The sequence below is a fragment of the Nocardioides alkalitolerans genome, from assembly GCA_038184435.1.
GTDB lineage: Bacteria > Actinomycetota > Actinomycetes > Propionibacteriales > Nocardioidaceae > Nocardioides > Nocardioides alkalitolerans_A.
On sequence record CP116227.1, the window covers coordinates 1,999,098 to 2,017,642 of the forward strand.

At 72.8% G+C, this 18,545-nt stretch carries 17 protein-coding genes; 4 read left to right on the top strand and 13 right to left on the bottom strand.

The genetic code is table 11. From position 1 onward, the window contains the following. Positions 1 to 13: 13 nt before the first annotated feature. The 5 genes from fusA to PIR53_09620 all read right to left on the bottom strand — a co-directional run bounded on the left by fusA (position 14) and on the right by PIR53_09620 (position 4,997). Positions 14 to 2,128, bottom strand: coding sequence for an elongation factor G (gene fusA / locus PIR53_09600; GenBank protein WZH54228.1), 2,115 nt, complete (start codon positions 2,126 to 2,128; stop codon positions 14 to 16). Positions 2,129 to 2,217: 89 nt separating this feature from the next. After that, entirely contained in the window at positions 2,218 to 2,688 is a 471-nt protein-coding gene (rpsG, locus tag PIR53_09605; GenBank protein WZH54229.1) for a 30S ribosomal protein S7, read from the bottom strand. Next, a complete protein-coding gene (gene rpsL, locus PIR53_09610; GenBank protein ID WZH54230.1) occupies positions 2,688 to 3,062 on the bottom strand; it encodes a 30S ribosomal protein S12 in 375 nt (124 codons plus the stop codon). Before rpsL ends, rpsG begins: the two co-directional genes overlap by 1 nt. A 26-nt stretch (positions 3,063 to 3,088) precedes the next feature. Further along, positions 3,089 to 4,501, bottom strand: a complete 1,413-nt coding sequence (locus PIR53_09615) for an MFS transporter (protein WZH54231.1) — start codon at positions 4,499 to 4,501, stop codon at positions 3,089 to 3,091. A gap of 43 nt (positions 4,502 to 4,544) precedes the next feature. Next, a complete protein-coding gene (locus tag PIR53_09620) occupies positions 4,545 to 4,997 on the bottom strand; it encodes a MarR family transcriptional regulator (GenBank protein WZH54232.1) in 453 nt (150 codons plus the stop codon). Positions 4,998 to 5,067: 70 nt separating this feature from the next. On the opposite strand from PIR53_09620, the gene PIR53_09625 reads away from it, so the two are divergent. Next, positions 5,068 to 5,400, top strand: a complete 333-nt coding sequence (locus PIR53_09625; protein WZH54233.1) for a DUF2530 domain-containing protein — start codon at positions 5,068 to 5,070, stop codon at positions 5,398 to 5,400. Between the two features lie 7 nt (positions 5,401 to 5,407). On the opposite strand, the gene PIR53_09630 is transcribed toward PIR53_09625, so the two are convergent. Further along, complete coding sequence (locus PIR53_09630; protein ID WZH54433.1) at positions 5,408 to 6,181, bottom strand: DUF3027 domain-containing protein; 774 nt, start codon at positions 6,179 to 6,181, stop codon at positions 5,408 to 5,410. Positions 6,182 to 6,420: 239 nt separating this feature from the next. Here PIR53_09630 and PIR53_09635 point away from each other — a divergent pair, with 239 nt between their 5' ends. After that, complete coding sequence (locus PIR53_09635) at positions 6,421 to 8,085, top strand: MFS transporter (protein WZH54234.1); 1,665 nt, start codon at positions 6,421 to 6,423, stop codon at positions 8,083 to 8,085. A 31-nt stretch (positions 8,086 to 8,116) separates the two neighbouring features. On the opposite strand, the gene PIR53_09640 is transcribed toward PIR53_09635, so the two are convergent. Further along, the gene (locus tag PIR53_09640; protein WZH54235.1) at positions 8,117 to 8,518 is read right to left on the bottom strand and encodes a cold-shock protein; all 402 of its coding nucleotides are present in this window, start codon (positions 8,516 to 8,518) and stop codon (positions 8,117 to 8,119) included. Between the two features lie 81 nt (positions 8,519 to 8,599). Further along, positions 8,600 to 9,223: an HAD hydrolase-like protein gene (locus PIR53_09645; GenBank protein WZH54236.1), complete on the bottom strand. Its 624-nt coding sequence runs from the start codon at positions 9,221 to 9,223 to the stop codon at positions 8,600 to 8,602. A gap of 83 nt (positions 9,224 to 9,306) precedes the next feature. On the opposite strand from PIR53_09645, the gene PIR53_09650 reads away from it, so the two are divergent. Continuing rightward, positions 9,307 to 11,487, top strand: coding sequence for a carbon starvation CstA family protein (locus tag PIR53_09650; GenBank protein WZH54237.1), 2,181 nt, complete (start codon positions 9,307 to 9,309; stop codon positions 11,485 to 11,487). Further along, complete coding sequence (locus PIR53_09655) at positions 11,484 to 11,669, top strand: YbdD/YjiX family protein (protein WZH54238.1); 186 nt, start codon at positions 11,484 to 11,486, stop codon at positions 11,667 to 11,669. Before PIR53_09650 ends, PIR53_09655 begins: the two co-directional genes overlap by 4 nt. 69 nt (positions 11,670 to 11,738) lie before the next feature. Here PIR53_09655 and PIR53_09660 read toward each other — a convergent pair whose 3' ends face one another. From PIR53_09660 to cobN, 5 genes are all read right to left on the bottom strand, one after another. Continuing rightward, entirely contained in the window at positions 11,739 to 12,374 is a 636-nt protein-coding gene (locus PIR53_09660) for a zeta toxin family protein (GenBank protein WZH54239.1), read from the bottom strand. Positions 12,375 to 12,558: 184 nt separating this feature from the next. Then, on the bottom strand, positions 12,559 to 13,182 hold the full coding sequence (locus PIR53_09665; protein ID WZH54240.1) for a DUF6461 domain-containing protein: 624 nt from the start codon (positions 13,180 to 13,182) through the stop codon (positions 12,559 to 12,561). 139 nt (positions 13,183 to 13,321) lie between these two features. Continuing rightward, complete coding sequence (locus tag PIR53_09670) at positions 13,322 to 13,969, bottom strand: DUF6226 family protein (GenBank protein ID WZH54241.1); 648 nt, start codon at positions 13,967 to 13,969, stop codon at positions 13,322 to 13,324. Beyond that, positions 13,966 to 14,742, bottom strand: coding sequence for a precorrin-6A synthase (deacetylating) (gene cobF / locus PIR53_09675; protein WZH54242.1), 777 nt, complete (start codon positions 14,740 to 14,742; stop codon positions 13,966 to 13,968). Before cobF ends, PIR53_09670 begins: the two co-directional genes overlap by 4 nt. A gap of 7 nt (positions 14,743 to 14,749) precedes the next feature. After that, positions 14,750 to 18,382: a cobaltochelatase subunit CobN gene (gene cobN / locus PIR53_09680; protein ID WZH54243.1), complete on the bottom strand. Its 3,633-nt coding sequence runs from the start codon at positions 18,380 to 18,382 to the stop codon at positions 14,750 to 14,752. Positions 18,383 to 18,545: the final 163 nt, after the last annotated feature.

The window sequence follows — 18,545 nt, forward strand, 5'->3', positions numbered from 1 at the left end:
TCCGGGCTGGGACTTACTCGCCCCGGACCTTCTTGATGATCTCGTCGGCGACGTTCGTGGGAACCTCGGCGTACGAGTCGAACTCCATCGAGTACGACGCCTGGCCGGAGGTCTTGGACCTCAGGTCGCCAACGTACCCGAACATCTCGGAGAGCGGGACGAGGGCCGTCACGACCATGTCGCCGTGACGCTCCTCCTGCGTCTGGATCTGCCCACGACGCGAGTTGATGTCGCCGATGACGGTGCCCAGGAACGTGTCCGGGGTCGTCACCTCCACGGCGAACATGGGCTCGAGCAGGACCGGCTTGGCCTGCCGCGCGGCCTCCTTGAACGCCTGGATGCCGGCGATCTTGAACGCGAGCTCGGACGAGTCGACGTCGTGGTAGGCGCCGTCCTCGAGCGACATCTTCACGTCGACCATGGGGTAGCCGGCCAGGACGCCGAACTGCATGGCCTCCTGCGCACCCTGGTCGACCGAGGGGATGTACTCGCGGGGCACGCGACCGCCGCTGACGTTGTTCGCGAACTCGTAGCCCGCACCGGTGCCCGTCTCGGGGTCGATGTTGGGCTCGATCGAGATGACGACCTTGGCGAACTGACCCGAACCACCGGTCTGCTTCTTGTGGGTGTAGCTGTGGTTCGCGACCTTGCGACGGATGGTCTCGCGGTAGGCCACCTGCGGCTTGCCGACGGTCGCCTCGACGCGGAACTCGCGCTTCATGCGGTCGACGAGCACGTCGAGGTGGAGCTCGCCCATGCCGGCGATGATCGTCTGACCGGTCTCCTCGTCCGTCTTGACGGTGAAGGTGGGGTCCTCCTCCGACAGACGCTGGATGGCGACGCCCAGCTTCTCCTGGTCGCTCTTCGTCTTCGGCTCGATGGCGACCTCGATCACCGGGGCCGGGAACGTCATCGACTCGAGGACGACCTGGTTGGCCGGGTCGGACAGCGTCTCACCCGTGGTCGTGTCCTTGAGGCCCATGACGGCCACGATCTGGCCGGCGCCGACCGACGCGATCTCCTCACGCTTGTTGGCGTGCATCTGGTAGACCTTGCCGATCCGCTCCTTGCGGCCCTTGACCGAGTTGATCACGGTCGCGCCGGCCTCGAGCTTGCCCGAGTAGACGCGCACGAAGGTCAGCTTGCCGAGGTGCGGGTCCGAGGCGATCTTGAACGCCAGGCCGGCGAACGGCTCGCTGTCGGCGGGCTTGCGCAGGATCGCGGTGTCCTCGTCGCCGGGCTTGTGGCCCTCGATGGCGTCGATGTCCAGCGGCGACGGCAGGTACTTGATGACCGCGTCGAGCAGGGGCTGCACGCCCTTGTTCTTGAACGCCGTGCCGGTGAGGACCGGGTTGAGCTTGTCGGCCAGCGTGGCGCGACGGATGGCGACCTCGAGCTCCTCGACGCTGAAGACGTCGCCCTCCTCGAGGTAGCGCTCCATGATCTCGTCGTCGGCCTCGGCCAGCGTCTCGACCAGCTTCTCGCGCCACTCGGCGGCCTGGTCGGCCAGCTCGGCCGGGATCTCCTCGACCGTGTAGTCCTCACCGATCGTGGTCTCGCCGCGCCACGTGAGCGCGCGCATGCCGACGAGGTCGACGACACCGAGGAAGTCCGACTCCGCGCCGATCGGGATCTGCAGGACCAGCGGGGTGGAGTTGAGGCGCTCGACGATCATGTCGACGCAGCGGAAGAAGTCCGCACCGGTGCGGTCGAGCTTGTTGACGAAGCACATGCGGGGCACCGAGTACTTGTTCGCCTGGCGCCACACCGTCATGGACTGGGGCTCGACACCGGCGACGCCGTCGAACACCGCGACCGCACCGTCGAGGACGCGCAGCGAGCGCTCGACCTCGACCGTGAAGTCCACGTGGCCCGGGGTGTCGATGATGTTGATCTGGTGGTCCTTCCACCAGCAGGTCGTCGCGGCCGACGTGATCGTGATGCCGCGCTCCTGCTCCTGCTCCATCCAGTCCATCGTGGCGGCGCCGTCGTGGACCTCACCGATCTTGTAGCTGATGCCGGTGTAGAACAGGATCCGCTCGGTGGTGGTGGTCTTGCCGGCGTCGATGTGCGCCATGATGCCGATGTTGCGGACCTTGGTGAGGTCCGTGGTGATGTCGACAGCCACTGAAGTCAGTTCCTAACGAAGTGTGGGCTGGATGGTGCAGGGCGTTGGTGGGCGTCGGCGCCCCGGCAGACCGGGGCACCGACGCGCGATCACCAGCGGTAGTGCGCGAAGGCCTTGTTGGACTCGGCCATCTTGTGCGTGTCCTCGCGCTTCTTCACAGCGGCGCCGAGGCCGTTGCTCGCGTCGAGGATCTCGTTCATGAGGCGCTCGGACATCGTCTTCTCGCGACGGTCCTTCGCGTAGCCCACGAGCCAGCGGAGGGCCAGCGTCGTGCTGCGGCCCGGCTTGACCTCGATCGGCACCTGGTAGGTCGCACCGCCGACGCGGCGGGACTTGACCTCGATGGCCGGCTTCACGTTGTCGAGCGCGCGCTTCAGCGTGACGACCGGGTCGGTGCCGGTCTTCTCACGAGCACCCTCGAGGGCGCTGTAGACGATGCGCTGGGCGACCTGCTTCTTGCCGTCGATGAGCACCTTGCTCACGAGCTGCGAGACCAGGGGCGACCCATAGACCGGGTCGACGTCGATCGGACGCTTCGGGGCGGGACCCTTGCGCGGCATCAGCCCTTCTCCTTCTTCGCGCCGTAGCGGCTGCGCGCCTGCTTGCGGTTCTTGACGGCCTGGGTGTCGAGCGCACCACGGATGACCTTGTAGCGGACACCCGGGAGGTCCTTCACACGACCACCACGGACGAGCACGATCGAGTGCTCCTGGAGGTTGTGGCCCTCACCGGGGATGTAGGCGGTGACCTCGACCTGCGAGCTCAGACGCACACGCGCGACCTTGCGCAGCGCGGAGTTCGGCTTCTTGGGGGTCGTGGTGTAGACGCGGGTGCACACACCGCGTCGCTGGGGCGATCCCTTCAGGGCAGGCGTCTTGTTCTTCGACACCTTGTCCTGGCGGCCCTTGCGGACCAACTGCTGAATGGTGGGCACCTGGTGGTTCCCTCTCTTGTTCGCTCTCAGTGCCCGACACTCTGCCGGGCACGACGGTGATGCGTGATGGTGCGTCGCCCGGCGCCACCGAACCGTCCCCTCGCGGAGTCGCCCCCGCGGTCGGGCGTGTCGGATGAGTTCACGGCACGCTGGACGGCCTGGTCGTCCCAGACACGAGGACCGAGGCTACCGGCTCGCCGGAGAGGGGTCAAAACGCGTCCCCCCACCCCCCGGAGGTGCCCGAGGAGGGCCAGCGAGAGCAGCACGCCGAGCACCGTGGCGGACCCGCCGACGACGAGCGTCCAGCGAGCGCCGTACTCGCTCCCGATCCACCCGATGACCGGCGCGCCCAGGGGCGTGCCCCCCATGAAGATCATCATGTAGAGGGCCATGACGCGACCGCGCAGCGGGGCGTCGGTGGCGATCTGCATGCGGGCGTTGGCCGCGGTGATCATGGTCAGCGCGGTCAGGCCGACGACGGGCGCGAAGACCACGTAGGTCCAGTACGTCGGGAGCAGGCCCGACAGGATGACGGTCGTGCCGAAGACCAGCGCGGCTCCGACCACCAGGCGCAGCCGCACCGTCGTGCGGCTCGCGGCGAGCAGGGCGCCGGACAGCGAGCCGACGGCGACGGCCGAGCCGACGATGCCGTAGGCGGCCGAGTCGCGCCCGTAGACCTCGGTGACCATGAGCGCCGAGGTGATGGAGAAGTTGAGCCCGAAGGTGCCCGCGAAGAAGACGACGGCGAGCACGAGCATGAGGTCGGGCCGACGGCGCACGTAGCGCAGGCCCTCCCGCACCGCCCCCGGGCCGCGCGGGGTGCGCTCCGGGCTGTGCAGCGCGGCGACGTCGAGGCGCTGGAGCACGGCGACCACCGGCAGGTAGGTGAGCGCGTTGACGAGGATGACCCAGCCGGTGCCCTCCACTCCCCCGCCCAGGGCGGCGATCAGCACGCCGGCCAGCGCGGGCCCCACGAGGCGCGCGGCGTTGAACGACGCGGAGTTGAGCCCCACGGCGTTGGTGAGGTCGTCCTCGTCCACGATCTCGCTGACGAACGACTGGCGGGCCGGCGCGTCGAACGCCGTGCCGATGCCGAAGACGAAGGCCAGCACGTAGACGTGCCACACCTCGACCGTGCCCGTCACCGCCAGCACGCCGAGCGCCAGGGACGGCGCCGCCATCATGATCTGGGTGACCTGCAGCAGCCGGCGCTTGGGGAAGCGGTCGGCGACCACGCCGGCGTACGGCGAGAGCAGCAGGATCGGGAGGAACTGGAGCGCCGTCGTGATGCCGAGGGCCGTGGCCCCGTTCGCCGCCACGGCGAGCACCAACCAGTCCTGCGCGATCCGCTGCATCCAGGTGCCGGTGTTGGAGACGATGCCGCCGGCGGCGTACAGGCGGTAGTTCGGGTTGCGCAGGGAACGGAAGGTCGGGCTCACTCGGTGGGGGCTCCTCGCAGGTCGGTGACGGCGTTCGTGGTGATCAGTCCTCGGCAGCCAGGCGGTCGAGGATCGGGGCGGCGGCGCGCAGGGTGGCGCGCTCCTCGGGTGTCAGCGCGCGGAGCCGGCTCGCGAGCCACTCGTCGCGACGGCGGCGGTCGGCGAGCACGAGCGCCCGCCCCTCCTCCGTCAGGGAGACGAGCACGAGGCGGCCGTCGGTCTCGTGGGACCGGCGCGCGACGTACCCCTTCTCCTCGAGCTTGCGGACCGCCCGGGTCATCGACGGCGGCTGCACCCGCTCGAAGGCGGCGAGCTCGCCGACGCTCAGCTCCCCGTTGCGGAGCAGGCAGCCCAGCACGGCCATGACCCCGATGCCGAGGTCGTTCCCCGGCTCCCGCTCGTTGGCGAGCCGCCGGCGCAGGCGCATCACCGAGACGCGGAGCTCGGCGGCGAGACCCGCGTCGGTGCGCGCGACACGTTGGATGGTGGGAGGCATGACGATGAGCCTAACTCATTACCTTGGGCAACTATTCCTCGGCACTCGTCCATGTCCTACGCTGGCGGACGTGGAACTGCGCGACGAACAGCCGGCCCAGCACGAGATCGGGCGGCGCACCTACATCGTGGCCGACGTCGAGCCCCTCGACGTCGACGGCGTGTGGACGGTGCAGATCGGCTGCGCGCTCTGGGGCCTGGCCTTCGTGGGCCTGCTCCCCTTCTACTCCCGGCTCGCCGAGTCGGACGACGTCTGGGTGCTGTGGACGTGCCTCACCGGGCTGGGCCTCGGGCTGCTCGGCCTCGAGTACTGCCGGCGCCGGCGACGCACGCGGGCAGACGCCGACGGCATCGACGGCGCCGACGGCGCGGACGCGGTCGGGGCCCCGGCGACGGGCGACTGAGCCCCGGTCAGAAGCGCTCGAGGTCGTCGAGCGTCAGCTCGTCGACCACCGGGTCCGGCAGGGGGGCCGGCAGGTTCTTGCGCGCGATCCGCACCTCGGAGTGGGCGCCGCAGCCGTGGTCGAGGGACACCACACGTCCGTCGTCGTTGGCGTTGCCGTTGGCGCAGACACCGAACATGGTCGACAGCGGACCCGCGAGACGGACGAGGAAGCCGCACGACGTGCACGCGTCGGGCGCCGCCTTCGCGATGGGGGCCTCCGGCCCGCCGTCGCCCTGGTACCAGCGCTCCGCCGCGAGGTCCCGACCCTCGACCGACAGGGTGCGCACGCGCCCGAGGCCGAGCTCCTTCGCCACCCGCCGCACCTGGCCGCGGTCGTCCTCGTCGAGCGTGGCGTCGAGGGTCTCGTCGACGTCGTCGCCGAAGGCGTAGGTCGGCACGAGGCGCGGGTCGTCCTCGTCCACCGGGAGGAGCACGCCGGGGGTGAGGTCGCCGGGGCGGACCCGCTCGTTCCAGGGCACCCACGCCGGAGCCACGATGGCCTCGTCACCGGGGAGGAGGACGACCTCGTCCACGGTGGCGGTGCGCTGGCGGGAGGCGCGGGCGATGGTCACGGACCAGCGCCAGCCCCGGTAGCCCGCACGGCGGCAGGAGAAGGAGTGCGTCACGACGCGGTCGCCCTCGGGCACGGCACCGAGGTGGTCCCCGACGTCCGCCGCCGGGACCTGCTCGAGCAGCGCGGCACGGGCGACGTCGACGGCACGCGCCAGCGCGCCGTCCACCGACCGCGAGCGGGCGGGCTCGTGCGACGCGTCGTGGGACGGCTCGTGCTCCAGGGCCTGCGAAGGTGCGGTCGTGCTCACGGGTCCGATCATGACGCATCCCGCGTGACCGTGTCCCGTCGGGGCCGCAGGACCGGCCGCCCCACCCGACCAGGTGGCAGGATGGGGCGCCAAGACGCGCACCCGTCGCGGCTGCCGGTCGTGGCGGTCCGACGGCCCCTGACGAGGAGGGCTCCGCCATGAGCACGCCGTACGGCGACCCGCCCCCGCCCGGTCAGCAGCCCGGTCAGCAGCCCGGTCAGCAGCCCGGTCCCGAGCTCCCCCCGGTCCCCGCGGACCCGGGGGCCGGGACGTCCGGGGGGTCCGGGCCAGCCGGGACCGCGGGCTCGGGCGAGGCAGCACGCCCGGCCGAGATCGCCGCGCGCACCGCCAAGGCGACCGGCCACGGAGTGGCGGTCGTCGCGCGGGCCACCGGCCGGTTCGGACGGTTCACGTTCCTCCAGGCGCGGCGCGCGTCGCACGCCGAGGGCGCGGGCGACAGCGGGCTCTCGCGGCTCATCGAGCTGCACGCGGTCAACGCCGCCGGTGACGCGGCGGTCGCGATCTCGCTCGCGGGCACGCTGTTCTTCCAGGTGCCCACCGGGGAGGCCCGCGGCCAGGTGGCCCTGTTCCTCGGGCTCACCATGCTCCCGTTCGCGATCGTCGCTCCCCTGATCGGCCCGTTCCTCGACCGGTTCAGCCACGGACGGCGCTGGGCCATCGGCGGCACGATGGCGATCCGTGCCTTCCTCTGCTGGGTGCTGGCCGGGGCGGTGGCGACCGAGTCGACGTGGCTCTTCGCCGCGGCGCTGGGCGTGCTGGTGTCGTCCAAGGCCTACGGCGTCGCCCGCAACGCCGCCGTCCCCCGCCTCGTGCCGACCGGGCTCACGCTCGTGAGGTCGAACGGACGGGTGTCGCTGGCGGGCGTGGTCGGCGCCGCCGTCTCGGCCCCCTTCGCCGGTCTGGCGTCGCTGGCGGGCGCCGAGTGGTCGCTGCGCTACGCCTTCGTCGTGTTCGTCCTCGCGACCGTGCTGGCCATCCTGCTGCCCGCGCGGGTCGACTCCGACGCGGGCGAGACCCGGCTCTCGCTGCGGACCGACGAGTCGACGCAGAGCATGGCCAAGGACCCGGGCAACCGCCGCCGCGCGGCGCTGCGGATGCCCGCCTCGGTCGCCTTCGCGCTGCGCGCGAACTGCGGACCCCGCTGGCTGTCGGGCTTCCTCACCATGTTCATGGCGTTCCTGCTGACGACCAACCCCTTCGAGGGGTGGCGCACGGAGGTGCTCTTCGCGCTCGTCGTCGGCGCGGCCGGCCTCGGCAACACGCTCGGCATCGCCCTGGCGTCGCTGCTGAAGAAGGTGAACCCGGCCATCACCGTCGTGATCGCGCTCGTCGCGGCGGCGACGATGGCGACGACGGCGGCACTCTTCTACAGCGTGCTGACCCTCTCGATGCTCGGTCTGACCGCCGGGCTCGCGCAATCCCTGTCGAAGCTGTCCCTGGACTCGACCATCCAGCACGACGTGCACGAGCGCGTGCGCACGAGCGCGCTCGCCCGGTCCGACACGACGCTCCAGTTCGCGTGGGTGATCGGCGGCTTCGTCGGCATCGCCGTGCCGCTCGACCCCGGCGCCCTCGGGCTCTGGATCGCCGCGGCGGTGCTCATCGCCTGGGCGGTCTTCGTGCTCGGCACGCGCGCCCTCGACGCCTCGAACCGCCGTCCGGGGCGCGTCGACCAGGCGGCCGCTGCGCCTGGTCCGGCTCCGGCACCGGCTCCGGCACCGGGCCCCGCCCCTGCTCCGCGACCGGCGCCGACCGCGCCGTACGAGACCGACGTGCCGACGCAGCCGTACGACGCGCGCTGAGCCCGCGTCGTACGGCTGCGTGAGCGGCGGGTCAGGCGCTGCGGTCGAGCTCGTCGGCGAGCGCGCGCAGCAGCTTCGCCGTGGGCGCGGCGGTGCGCGCGTCGGGGTGACGACCGTGGCGGTAGGTCTCGCCGACCCGGTCGAGCAGCGTGATGAGGTCCTCGACGATCGTCGTCATCTCGTCGGGCTTCTTGCGGGCGGCGCGGGCGACGTTGCGGGACACCGAGGCGGGGGCGTCGAGGAGCCGCACCTGCAGCGCCTGGTCACCGCGGCGACCCTGCGCGATGCCGAACTCGACGCGGGTGCCGGCCTTGAGCGTGGTGACCCCGGCCGGCAGCGCCTCGGCACGGACGTGGACGTCCTGCCCGGCGTCGGTCGACAGGAACCCGAAGCCCTTCGCCGCGTCGTACCACTTCACCTTGCCGGTCGGCACCGTCCTCCACCCCTCTCGAGCTCACCCGGACCGCCCGGGACGCACAGCAGCCGGGCACACGAGCCCGGCCGCAACCCGAGCCTATCCGGTGAGGCCGAGGACGTGCTCGTCCAGCCAGGCGGGGAACGCCCGCAGGTCGGGGAGCACCACGTCGGTGCCCGCGGCGCGGAGCTCGGCCTCGTCGCAGCCGCCGGTGAGCACGGAGACGCTGGTGACGCCGGCGGCGTGGGCGCCCTCGACGTCGTGGACGTGGTCGCCGACGTACACCTGCGCCCCGTGCTCGCGGAGCGCGCGCCCCTTGAGGACGCCCCAGACCCAGCCCTCGAGGTGGTCGACGTCGAGCCCGAGGTGGTCGACGTGGCGCTGGGCGTTGGGCGCGTACTTGCCGGTGACGAGGAGGGTGCGGCCGCCGTGGCGGCGCACGGCGGCGAGCGCCTCGTGCGCGCCGGGCAGCACGGGGACGCTGGTCACGGCGAGGTCGGGGTAGAGCGCCCGGAACCGGTCGCCGGCCTCCGCGAGCCGGTCGGCGGGCAGGTAGGGGCCGAGGATGACGTCGAGGGGCGGACCGAGCCGCTCGGTGAGCTCGGCGATCGGCAGCTCGACGCCCAGCTCGGCCCCGAGGGCCTCGAGGGTCGCGGCGAAGCCGGGAACGGTGTCGATGAGGGTCATGTCGAGGTCGAAGCCGACGACGAGAGGGGCAGCCACGCCGCCAGCCTAGGGACGCTCCCCCGCCGTCGAGGACGGGGTAGCGTGCGCTGTCCCCGCCACCGGCCCCCTCGGGAGTGACCATGTCGACGTCGACCGCCGCCCCTCCGTCCCGCTCGTCCCGACCATCACCCGCGAGCATCGCCGTCTGGGTGCTCGTCGCCGTCGTCGGCGCCGCCTGCTGGACGGTGCTCGCCCTCAGCCGTGACGAGGAGGTGTCCGCGCTCTGGATCCTGTTCGCGGCGCTGGCCTCCTACGCGATCGCCTACCGGTTCTACGCGCGCTTCATCGGGCGCAAGGTGCTCAAGCTCGACGACACCCGGGCCACGCCCGCGGAGCGGCTCGAGAACGGCGCCGACTTCGAGGTGACCGACCGCCGCGTGCTCTTCGGGCACCACTTCGCGGCGATCGCCGGCGCCGGTCCCCTGGTAGGCCCCGTGCTGGCCGCGCAGATGGGCTACCTGCCCGGCACGATCTGGATCATCGTCGGCGTCATCTTCGCCGGTGCCGTGCAGGACATGGTGGTGCTGTTCTTCTCCATGCGGCGCGACGGCAAGAGCCTCGGCCAGATGATCCGCGAGGAGATCGGCGTCATCGGCGGCACCGCGGCGCTCATCGCGGTGTTCGCCATCATGATCATCATCCTGGCGGTGCTCTCGCTGGTCGTGGTCAACGCGCTCGCCGAGTCGCCCTGGGGCGTCTTCTCGATCGGCCTGACGATCCCGATCGCGCTCTTCATGGGCTTCTACCTGCGCTACCTGCGGCCCGGACGGGTGCTCGAGACGACGGGCATCGGCGTCGTGCTGCTGCTGCTCGCGATCATCGGCGGCGGGTACGTCGAGACGTGGGGCCTCGGCGAGGCGCTGACGCTCGACAAGGAGACGCTGACGCTGCTGCTCGTCGGCTACGGCTTCGTCGCCTCGATCCTCCCGGTGTGGATGCTGCTGACGCCCCGCGACTACCTGTCCACCTTCATGAAGGTCGGCGTCATCGTGCTCCTCGCCGTCGGGCTCGTGCTGGCCAACCCGGTGCTGTCGACCGACGCCGTGACGCCGTTCGCGTCGTCGGGCGAGGGTCCGGTCTTCGCGGGCAAGCTGTTCCCGTTCCTCTTCATCACCATCGCCTGCGGCGCACTGTCGGGGTTCCACGCCCTCATCTCGTCGGGCACGACGCCGAAGCTCGTCGCCAAGGAGCGGCAGGTCAAGATGATCGGCTACGGCGGCATGCTCATGGAGTCGTTCGTGGCGATCTCGGCGCTCATCGCCGCGTGCGTCATCGACCCGGGCCTCTACTTCGCGATGAACTCCCCCGTCGGTGCGACCGGCGGCGACGCCGCGTCGGCCTCGGAGTTCGTGGCGACGCTGGGCTTCTCGATCACGCCCGAGGCGCTCAACGCCGCGGCCGCCTCCGTCGAGGAGGAGCTGATCTCCCGCACCGGTGGCGCGCCGACGCTGGCGTTCGGCATCTCGCAGATCTTCGACACCGCGTTCGGTGGCGGGCTGGCCGCGTTCTGGTACCACTTCGCGATCATGTTCGAGGCCCTCTTCATCCTCACCGCCGTCGACGCCGGCACGCGGGTGGGCCGCTTCATGCTGCAGGACACGATCGGCAACGTGTGGCCGAAGTTCGGCGACACGTCGTGGAAGCCCGCCGCCTGGGGCGCCTCGGCCGTCGTCGTCGCCTGCTGGGGCTACATGCTGTACGTCGGCGTCACCGACCCGCTCGGCGGCATCAACCAGCTGTTCCCGCTGTTCGGCATCGCCAACCAGCTGCTCGCGGCCATCGCGCTCACCCTGTGCGTGACGCTCTTCCTCAAGCACGGCTGGCTGAAGTGGGTCTGGGTGCCCGGCATCCCGCTGGCCTGGGACCTCGTGGTGACGATGACCGCGTCGTACCAGAAGGTCTTCTCGGACAACCCGGCGATCGGGTACTTCGCGCAGGCCGACGCGACCCGCACCGCCCGCGACGCCGGCGAGCTCCGGGGCGCGGCGACGAACGCCGACCAGATGGACGTCATCATCCGGAACTCGACGACGAACGGCGTGCTGCAGGCGACCTTCGCCCTGCTGGTCATCGTCATCGTCGCCAACGCGGTCGTCGTCTGGGTGAAGGCCGTGCGCGCCGGCTCGCTGCCGACCACCGAGGTGCCGGCCGTGCCGTCGGAGATCGTGGCGCCCGCCGACTTCGTGGCGACGAAGGAGGAGAAGGCGGAGCTCGCCGCGTGGGAGGCCGAGCGCTCGACGACGGTCGGGACACGGTCGTGAGCGCGCTGCGTCGCGCCGTGGCGGGGGTGCGCTGGTACCTCCGGGAGTTCAGCGGCGAGTCGCGCTGGGACGCGTACGTCGCGGGCTGCGCCGCCGACGGCACCGCGCCGATGTCGCGCCGGGAGTTCGAGCGGCACCGCGACCACCTGCGCGAGCACTCCGCGCAGGGGCGGTGCTGCTGACGTCCCTGCTCGCTCTCCTGGTCGTGGCCCCAGCGCGCGGGTGTCCGTGGCGCTGGGGCCACGGCTGCGTCAGGCGGCGGTGAGCGCTCCGACGCCGACGGTCGCGACGAGCACCGGCACGGCGAAGCCCCGCGGGACGAGGCGGGTGTCCCAGGGCTCCTCGGCGCCGTCCAGCTGACGCAGGATCTGCGCGGACCGCAGGTCGGTCCACCGCGACCAGTGGCGGTCGAAGGACAGCGGGTGCACCACCCGCCCGCGGGCCTGCTGCCCGGCGATCGCCTCGTCACGCGTGGCGTCGACGAGCAGCAGGGTGGGGCGCCAGCCGCGCCGTACGGCCGCCCGGAGGAGCAGGCGGCGACGGGTGTGGCGGGTCGCCGTCTCGTGGACGAGGAGCACGCGGGCCGCTCGCCCCGGCCAGTGCCGGAGCAGGCGCGGACCCACCAGCACGACCGCCCAGGCGAGGACCGTGTGCACGGTGTGGACGGCCCAGCGGTAGGCGCGGTACGGCAGTGCGGGCCACCGCCGTGCCACCGGTGCGCGGAGGTGGTCGGGATCGAGCGCCGCGACGCCCGGCGCCTGGGCGACGCTCGCGATCACCGTCGACTTGCCGGCGCCGGGGACGCCGCCGACGACGACGAGGTCGCTGTGGTCGCTGTGGTCGGCCTGGCGCGCGGCGGGGTCGGGCGGGGCGGGGAACGACGTCATCGGGGCTCCTCGGTCAGCGGGGTCGGGTGCCCTCGACGGTGCCGGGTGATCCTTCAGGTCCGCTGAGACGGGCGTCGGGGTGTGCTGTGAAGTGCTGCGCCGCCGGATCCCGAAAGGGTCACGGACGACAGTCGCTGGGGCTGATCCGACGTCGTTCGTGACCCTTTCGCGGAGCCTCCGACCGTCACACCGACCAGAGATAGACGGTGTGCGCCTCGAGATCGAACAGGTCCTCGGGCAACGTCACCCCGGTCCAGCGCAGGAGCATGGCCACTGCCGTGCCCTCCCAGGACGGACCGACGTCGGGGTCGATCCACGGACCCTCCTCCGGCGGCTCGGGCAGCGTGCGGAACGGGGCCAGCAGGTCGTCGAGCTCCGCGGCCTCCGGTGGCGTGGGCTCTCCGTAGCGCACCTCCTCCGACGGGACGACCGTGCGTCCTCCCTCCGCCGCCCCGAACCTGACCACCGCGTTGACGTTCCAGAAGGCCGATGCCACGCGCGCGCCGCCCGACTCCGCGCTGAGGCGCGCCAACAGCTCGTCCTCGTCGCCCCGGAAGCCGTTCTCCTCGACGACGAGAGTGTGGTCCCCGGCCCGGATGAACCAGAGATACCCGTGCAAGGTCCGCCCGGAGGGGTCGTACGGGGGGCCGTCAGCGGTGACCTCGACCGGCGCGTCGAGGTCGATCCTCCAGTGCGCTGCCAGCGCTGGGACACCCAGCGAGGCGGGTACGACGGTCAGGCACGCCGCGTCGCACTGGCTCTTGAGCTCACCGAGACGTTCGACCTCGTCGGTCCCTCGTGTCCGCATCGCGTCTCCTCCCGTCGGGCCGGTCCGCACAGCATCCCGCACCGACGCGCTGAGTCCTGCGGAACGGATGCAGTCCAGGGCGCCTTCGCACGGCATCCGTTCCGCAGGATCCATCACCCGTGACGGCCGGCGGTCCCGATCAGCTCCACCACGCCGGCCCGGCGACCGTCCGCCACCGCCGACGGCCCGTGCGCGCGGCCTCCGCCCGGTCGGCGTCGGCACGGTCAGGGTTGGACGTGGACCACCCCTCGAGGGTCACCGTCCTCGACCACCCGTCGCCGGACTCGTGGACCAGCACGCCCGCCACCACCGAGCCGATGACACCGTCGATCGCGTCGAGCAGGCCCTCCGACCCGCCGTCGCAGGCGTCGCAGCCGCAGTGCGGGACCACCGCCACCTCCACCGCCGGCTCACCGACCCCGATCCGCACCTGGTCGCCCTGCACGTCGGTCGAGCCGACGTCGAGCAGGAGCGGCAGGGCGCCGTCGACGACGGGGCGCAACCGGGTGAGGTCCTCGGGCCCGTTCGTGGGCGACCAGCCCCACGGCGCGACCGCCGGGTCCCGCACGGCGAGACCCGCGTCCACGAGCACCCGGCACCAGGCCGCGACCCGCGCGGCGATGGTCCGGTAGCGCTCGGGTCGCGTGACCCGGCGATAGGCGTCGTCGGGCGGCGGACCGTCCCACGGCTCCGGCCACGTCGCGAAGCGCGGGTCCGCGGCGTGCACGGCATCGACGGCCGCCAGCAGCACGTCGAGCTCGGCCGGTCCTTCGGGCCCGTCCCTCACCCGTCCGCCCCCGGCGCCCGCAGCAGGTAGGCGTCCATGACCCACCCCGCCTCGGCCTTCGCCGCCGCGCGCGCGGCGAGCACCTCGTCGAGCACGTCGCCGACCCGTCCCGCGACCAGCCGCTCGCTGGGCGCGGACAGGTTGGCGGCCCACCAGATCGTCCAGTCCTCGAGCCCGGCCAGGTCGAGCGAGGCGTTGAGCATGACGAGCACGTTGTCGGCGCCGGCGTCCACCGCCTCGCGCAGGCGCCGCCCCGTGGTGACGGTGATCGGCTGCCCCACCTCGTGCAGCACGATGCGGTGGGCCGCGGCCAGCAGCTGCAGGCTCGAGATGCCCGGCACCACCACGACCTCCGCCGTCACCGCACCCCGCGCCAGCACCGCGTCGACGATCCGCAGCGTCGAGTCGTAGAACGCCGGGTCCCCCCACACCAGCAGCGCCACGTCGCCGGGCCGCTCGAGGAGCACCCGCTCGTAGGCCGCCGTCCGCGCCGCGTGCCAGTCCGCCACCGCACCCCGGTACGCCGCGGCGTCACCCGCGACGCGCGCCGACCGGTCGCGCTCGGGGTCGGCGACCTCGACCACCTCCAGGCCGGGGGCGACCTCGGCGAGGAGGGCGCGCCGTACGGCGAGGAGCGGGTCGCCGCCGTCCCCGCGGTCCTTGCGCGGCGCGAGCGCGTAGGCCGCCCCGCGCAGCGCCGCGACCGCCTGCCCGGTCAGCTGTGCGGGGTCGCCGCAGCCGAGGCCGACGACGTGGAGGCGGCGCGGGCTCACGACGGGCTCACCGGTCCTCGATCTCGCCCTCGACCTCGAGGTAGACCTTCTGCATCGCCGCCACGACCTCGGGGTCCGGCTCGGCCCACATGCCGCGGTCGGCCGCCTCGGAGAGCCGCTCGACCATGCCGCGCAGCGCCCACGGGTTCGACTGGCGCAGGAACGCCTGCACGTCCTCGTCGAGCACGTAGGCGCGGGCAAGCGACTCGTACATGTCGTCGCGCACCACGCCGGCCGTCGCGTCGAAGCCGAAGAGGTAGTCCACCGTCGCCGCGAGCTCGAAGGCGCCCTTGTAGCCGTGGCGCTGCATCGCGGAGATCCAGCGCGGGTTGACGACGCGGGCCCGGAAGACGCGGGCCGTCTCCTCGGCGAGCGAGCGGGTGCGGACGGCGTCGGGCGAGGTCGAGTCGCCGACGTACGCCCGCGGTGCGGTGCCCGTCAGCGCGCGGACGGTGGCGACCATGCCGCCGTGGTACTCGAAGTAGTCGCCCGAGTCCGCGATGTCGTGCTCGCGGGTGTCGAGGTTCTTCGCCGCGACGGCGATGCGCTTGTAGTTCTCCTGCATGTCCTCCGTCGCCGCGACGCCGCCGAGGTCGCGGCCGTAGGCGAAGCCGCCCCACGCCGTGTAGACCTCCGCCAGGTCGTCGTCGGTGCGCCAGTTGCCCGACTCGATGGCCTGCAGCACGCCGGCGCCGTAGGCACCCGGCGCGGAGCCGAAGATGCGGGTCGTGGCCCGGCGCTTGTCGCCGTGGCGGGCGAGGTCGGCCTGGGCGTGGGCCCGCACGAAGTTGAGCTCGGCCGGTTCGTCGAGCTCGGCCACCATGCGCACCGCGTCGTCGAGCATCTCCACCACGTGCGGGAACGCGTCGCGGAAGAACCCGGAGATGCGCAGCGTGACGTCGATGCGCGGGCGGCCCAGCTCGTCGAGCGGGACGGCCTCGAGGCCGTTGACGCGGCGCGACATCTCGTCCCAGGTGGGACGCACGCCGAGGAGCGCGAGCACCTCGGCCACGTCGTCGCCGCTCGTGCGCATCGCCGAGGTGCCCCACGCGGAGAGTCCGACGGAGGCCGGCCACTCCCCCGTGTCCTCGCGGTGGCGGGCCAGCAGCGACTCCGCCATCGCGGCGCCGGTTTGGTAGGCCAGGCGCGACGGCACGGCGCGCGGGTCGACCGTGTAGAAGTTGCGGCCGGTCGGCAGCACGTTGACGAGGCCCCGCAGGGGCGAGCCCGACGGACCCGCGTGCACGTACCCGCCGCCGAGCGCGTGCAGCACCGCCGTCAGCTCGTCGGTGGTGCGCGCCAGGCGCGGCACGACCTCGGTCGCGGCGAACGTCAGCACCTGCGCGACCGCCGGGTCGGCGTCGCCCTCGAGCGCCGCGACGACCTCCGGCACGGCGGCCGGGTCCCAGCCCCGCTCCTCCAGGCCGAGCACGAGGGCCCGGGCCCGCGTCTCGACAGCGTCCACCTCCGCGGTGGTCGGCTCCTTGCCGGCCCCCGTCGGGAGGCCGAGGGCCGCCCGCAGGCCCGGTACGGCGCCCGCCTGGCCACCCCACACCTGGGTGGCCCGCAGGATCGCCAGCACGAGGTTGACCCGCGCCTCGCCCTCGGGGGCGCCACCGAGCACGTGGAGGCCGTCGCGGATCTGGGCGTCCTTCACCTCGCAGAGCCAGCCGTCGACGTGGAGGATGAAGTCGTCGAAGTCGTCGTCCTCGGGACGCTCGTCGAGCCCGAGGTCGCGGTGCATCTGGGCGGCCTGCATGAGCGTCCAGATCTCGCCGCGGATCGCGGGCAGCTTGCCCGGGTCCATCGCGGCGATGTTGCCGTACTCGTCGAGCAGCTGCTCGAGGCGGGCGATGTCGCCGTACGCCTCGGCCCGCGCCATCGGCGGCACGAGGTGGTCGACGATCGTCGCGTGGGCGCGGCGCTTGGCCTGCGCACCCTCGCCCGGGTCGTTGACGAGGAACGGGTAGATCAGCGGCAGGTCGCCCGCGACCGCGTCGGTCGCGCAGTCGGCCGACAGCGCGGCGTTCTTGCCCGGCAGCCACTCCATCGAGCCGTGCTTGCCGAGGTGCACCACCGCGTGCGCCCCGAACCCGCCGTCCGCCTGCGCGGCCGCGATCCAGCGGTACGCCGCCAGGTAGTGGTGGCTCGGCGCCATCTCCGGGTCGTGGTAGATCGCCACCGGGTTCTCGCCGAACCCCCGAGGCGGCTGGATCATGACCACGACGTTGCCGGCCCGCAGCGTGGCGAGCACGACGTGGCCCTCGTCGTTGACGAAGAGCTTGCCGGGCGCGGGGCCCCAGGCCCCCTCGATCTCCTCGCGCAGCGTGGGGCTCAGGTCGGCCGTCCACGCGGCGTACTGCTCCGGCGTGATCCGCACGTGCGCGTCCGTCAGGTCCGCGTTGGTCAGCCACTCCTCGTCCTGGCCGCCGGCCGCGATGAGGGCGTGGATGAGCGCGTCGCCCGCCGCGGTCTCGTCGGGCAGGTCGAGCAGCCGGGTGATCTCGCCGTCCGCCGGGCCCAGGTCGTAGCCCTCGGCCCGCAGGGCGCGCAGCAGCCGGATCGCGGAGACCGGGGTGTCGAGACCGACGGCGTTGCCGATCCGGGAGTGCTTGGTCGGGTACGCCGAGAGCATGAGCACCAGCCGCTTCTCGGCGGCCTCGGTGCGCCGGAGGCGGGCGTGGGCGGTCGCGATGCCGGCGACACGGCGGCAGCGCTCGGCGTCCGCGACGTACCGCGGCAGCCCGTCCGCGTCGACCTCCTTGAAGGAGAACGGCGCCGTGATGATGCGGCCGTCGAACTCGGGGATGGCGATCTGGGTGGCGGAGTCGAGCGGGGTGACGCCGTCGTCCGACTCCTCCCACTCGGCGCGGCTGCTCGTGAGGGCCAGGGCCTGCAGCACCGGGATGTCGAGCGCGGCGATCCGCTCGACGTCCCACGACTCGTCGGCGCCGCCGGCGCTGGCACCGGCCGGCGTCGACCCGCCCGCCGCCAGGACGGTGACGATCAGCGCGTCGAGGGAGCCGAGCGCGTCGTACAGGGCGTCGGGAGCGGTGCGCAGCGACGAGGAGAAGATCGGCAGGCCGACGCCGCCCGCGGCGTCGACCGCGTCGGCCAGGTCGTGCACGAAGGCCGTGTTCCCCGACGCGTGGTGGGCGCGGTAGTAGAGGATGCCGACCCGCGGACCGTCCGTGGTCGGCGCGGCGTCCGGGCGCTCGGCCCAGCCCCAGGCGGGCAGCACGACGGGCGGCTCGAAGCCCTCGCCGGTGAGCAGCACCGTGTCGGAGAGGAACGCGTGCAGCTGCGCGAGGTTCTCCGGCCCGCCCTCCGCGAGGTAGCGGTGGGCCTCGGCGGCCACGCCGACGGGCACCGTGGAGCGCTCCATCAGGGCGGCGTTGGGCACCTGCTCGCCGCCGAGGACGACGGTCGGCACCCCGGTGCCGACCACGCGGCGGAAGCCGCTGCAGAGGTCGTCGGGGCCGCCGAGGATGCGGGCGACGACGAGGTCGGCGGCGGCCAGCTCCTCCCCCATGCCCTCGTGGGCGGGGCGCGAGGGGTTGGCGACGACGAAGTCGACGCCGCTCGCGCGGGCCGAGAGCAGGTCGGTGTCGGACGTGGAGACGAGCGCGATACGCGGCACGGCGGAGCTCCTCCTCGGGGTTCTCGCCCCGTCGGATCGGACCGCCGTCGGTCAGTGTCTGGCTGGACGCCGCGCGTCGCGGCGTCGTTCACAGTGGCGGAACCGCCCCGGAGTCACACCGGGTTCCTGGGTCCGTCGGCGGAAGGTCGGAGGCAGCCTAGGC

Bases quoted from the DNA above. Each gene is read 5' to 3' on its own strand.
- rpsG (WZH54229.1), bottom strand. From the start codon at position 2,688: ATGCCGCGCAAGGGTCCCGCCCCGAAGCGTCCGATCGACGTCGACCCG.
- PIR53_09620 (WZH54232.1), bottom strand. From the start codon at position 4,997: ATGCCTCCCACCATCCAACGTGTCGCGCGCACCGACGCGGGTCTCGCC.
- PIR53_09635 (WZH54234.1), top strand. From the start codon at position 6,421: ATGAGCACGCCGTACGGCGACCCGCCCCCGCCCGGTCAGCAGCCCGGT.
- PIR53_09650 (WZH54237.1), top strand. From the start codon at position 9,307: ATGTCGACGTCGACCGCCGCCCCTCCGTCCCGCTCGTCCCGACCATCA.
- PIR53_09660 (WZH54239.1), bottom strand. From the start codon at position 12,374: ATGACGTCGTTCCCCGCCCCGCCCGACCCCGCCGCGCGCCAGGCCGAC.
- PIR53_09665 (WZH54240.1), bottom strand. From the start codon at position 13,182: ATGCGGACACGAGGGACCGACGAGGTCGAACGTCTCGGTGAGCTCAAG.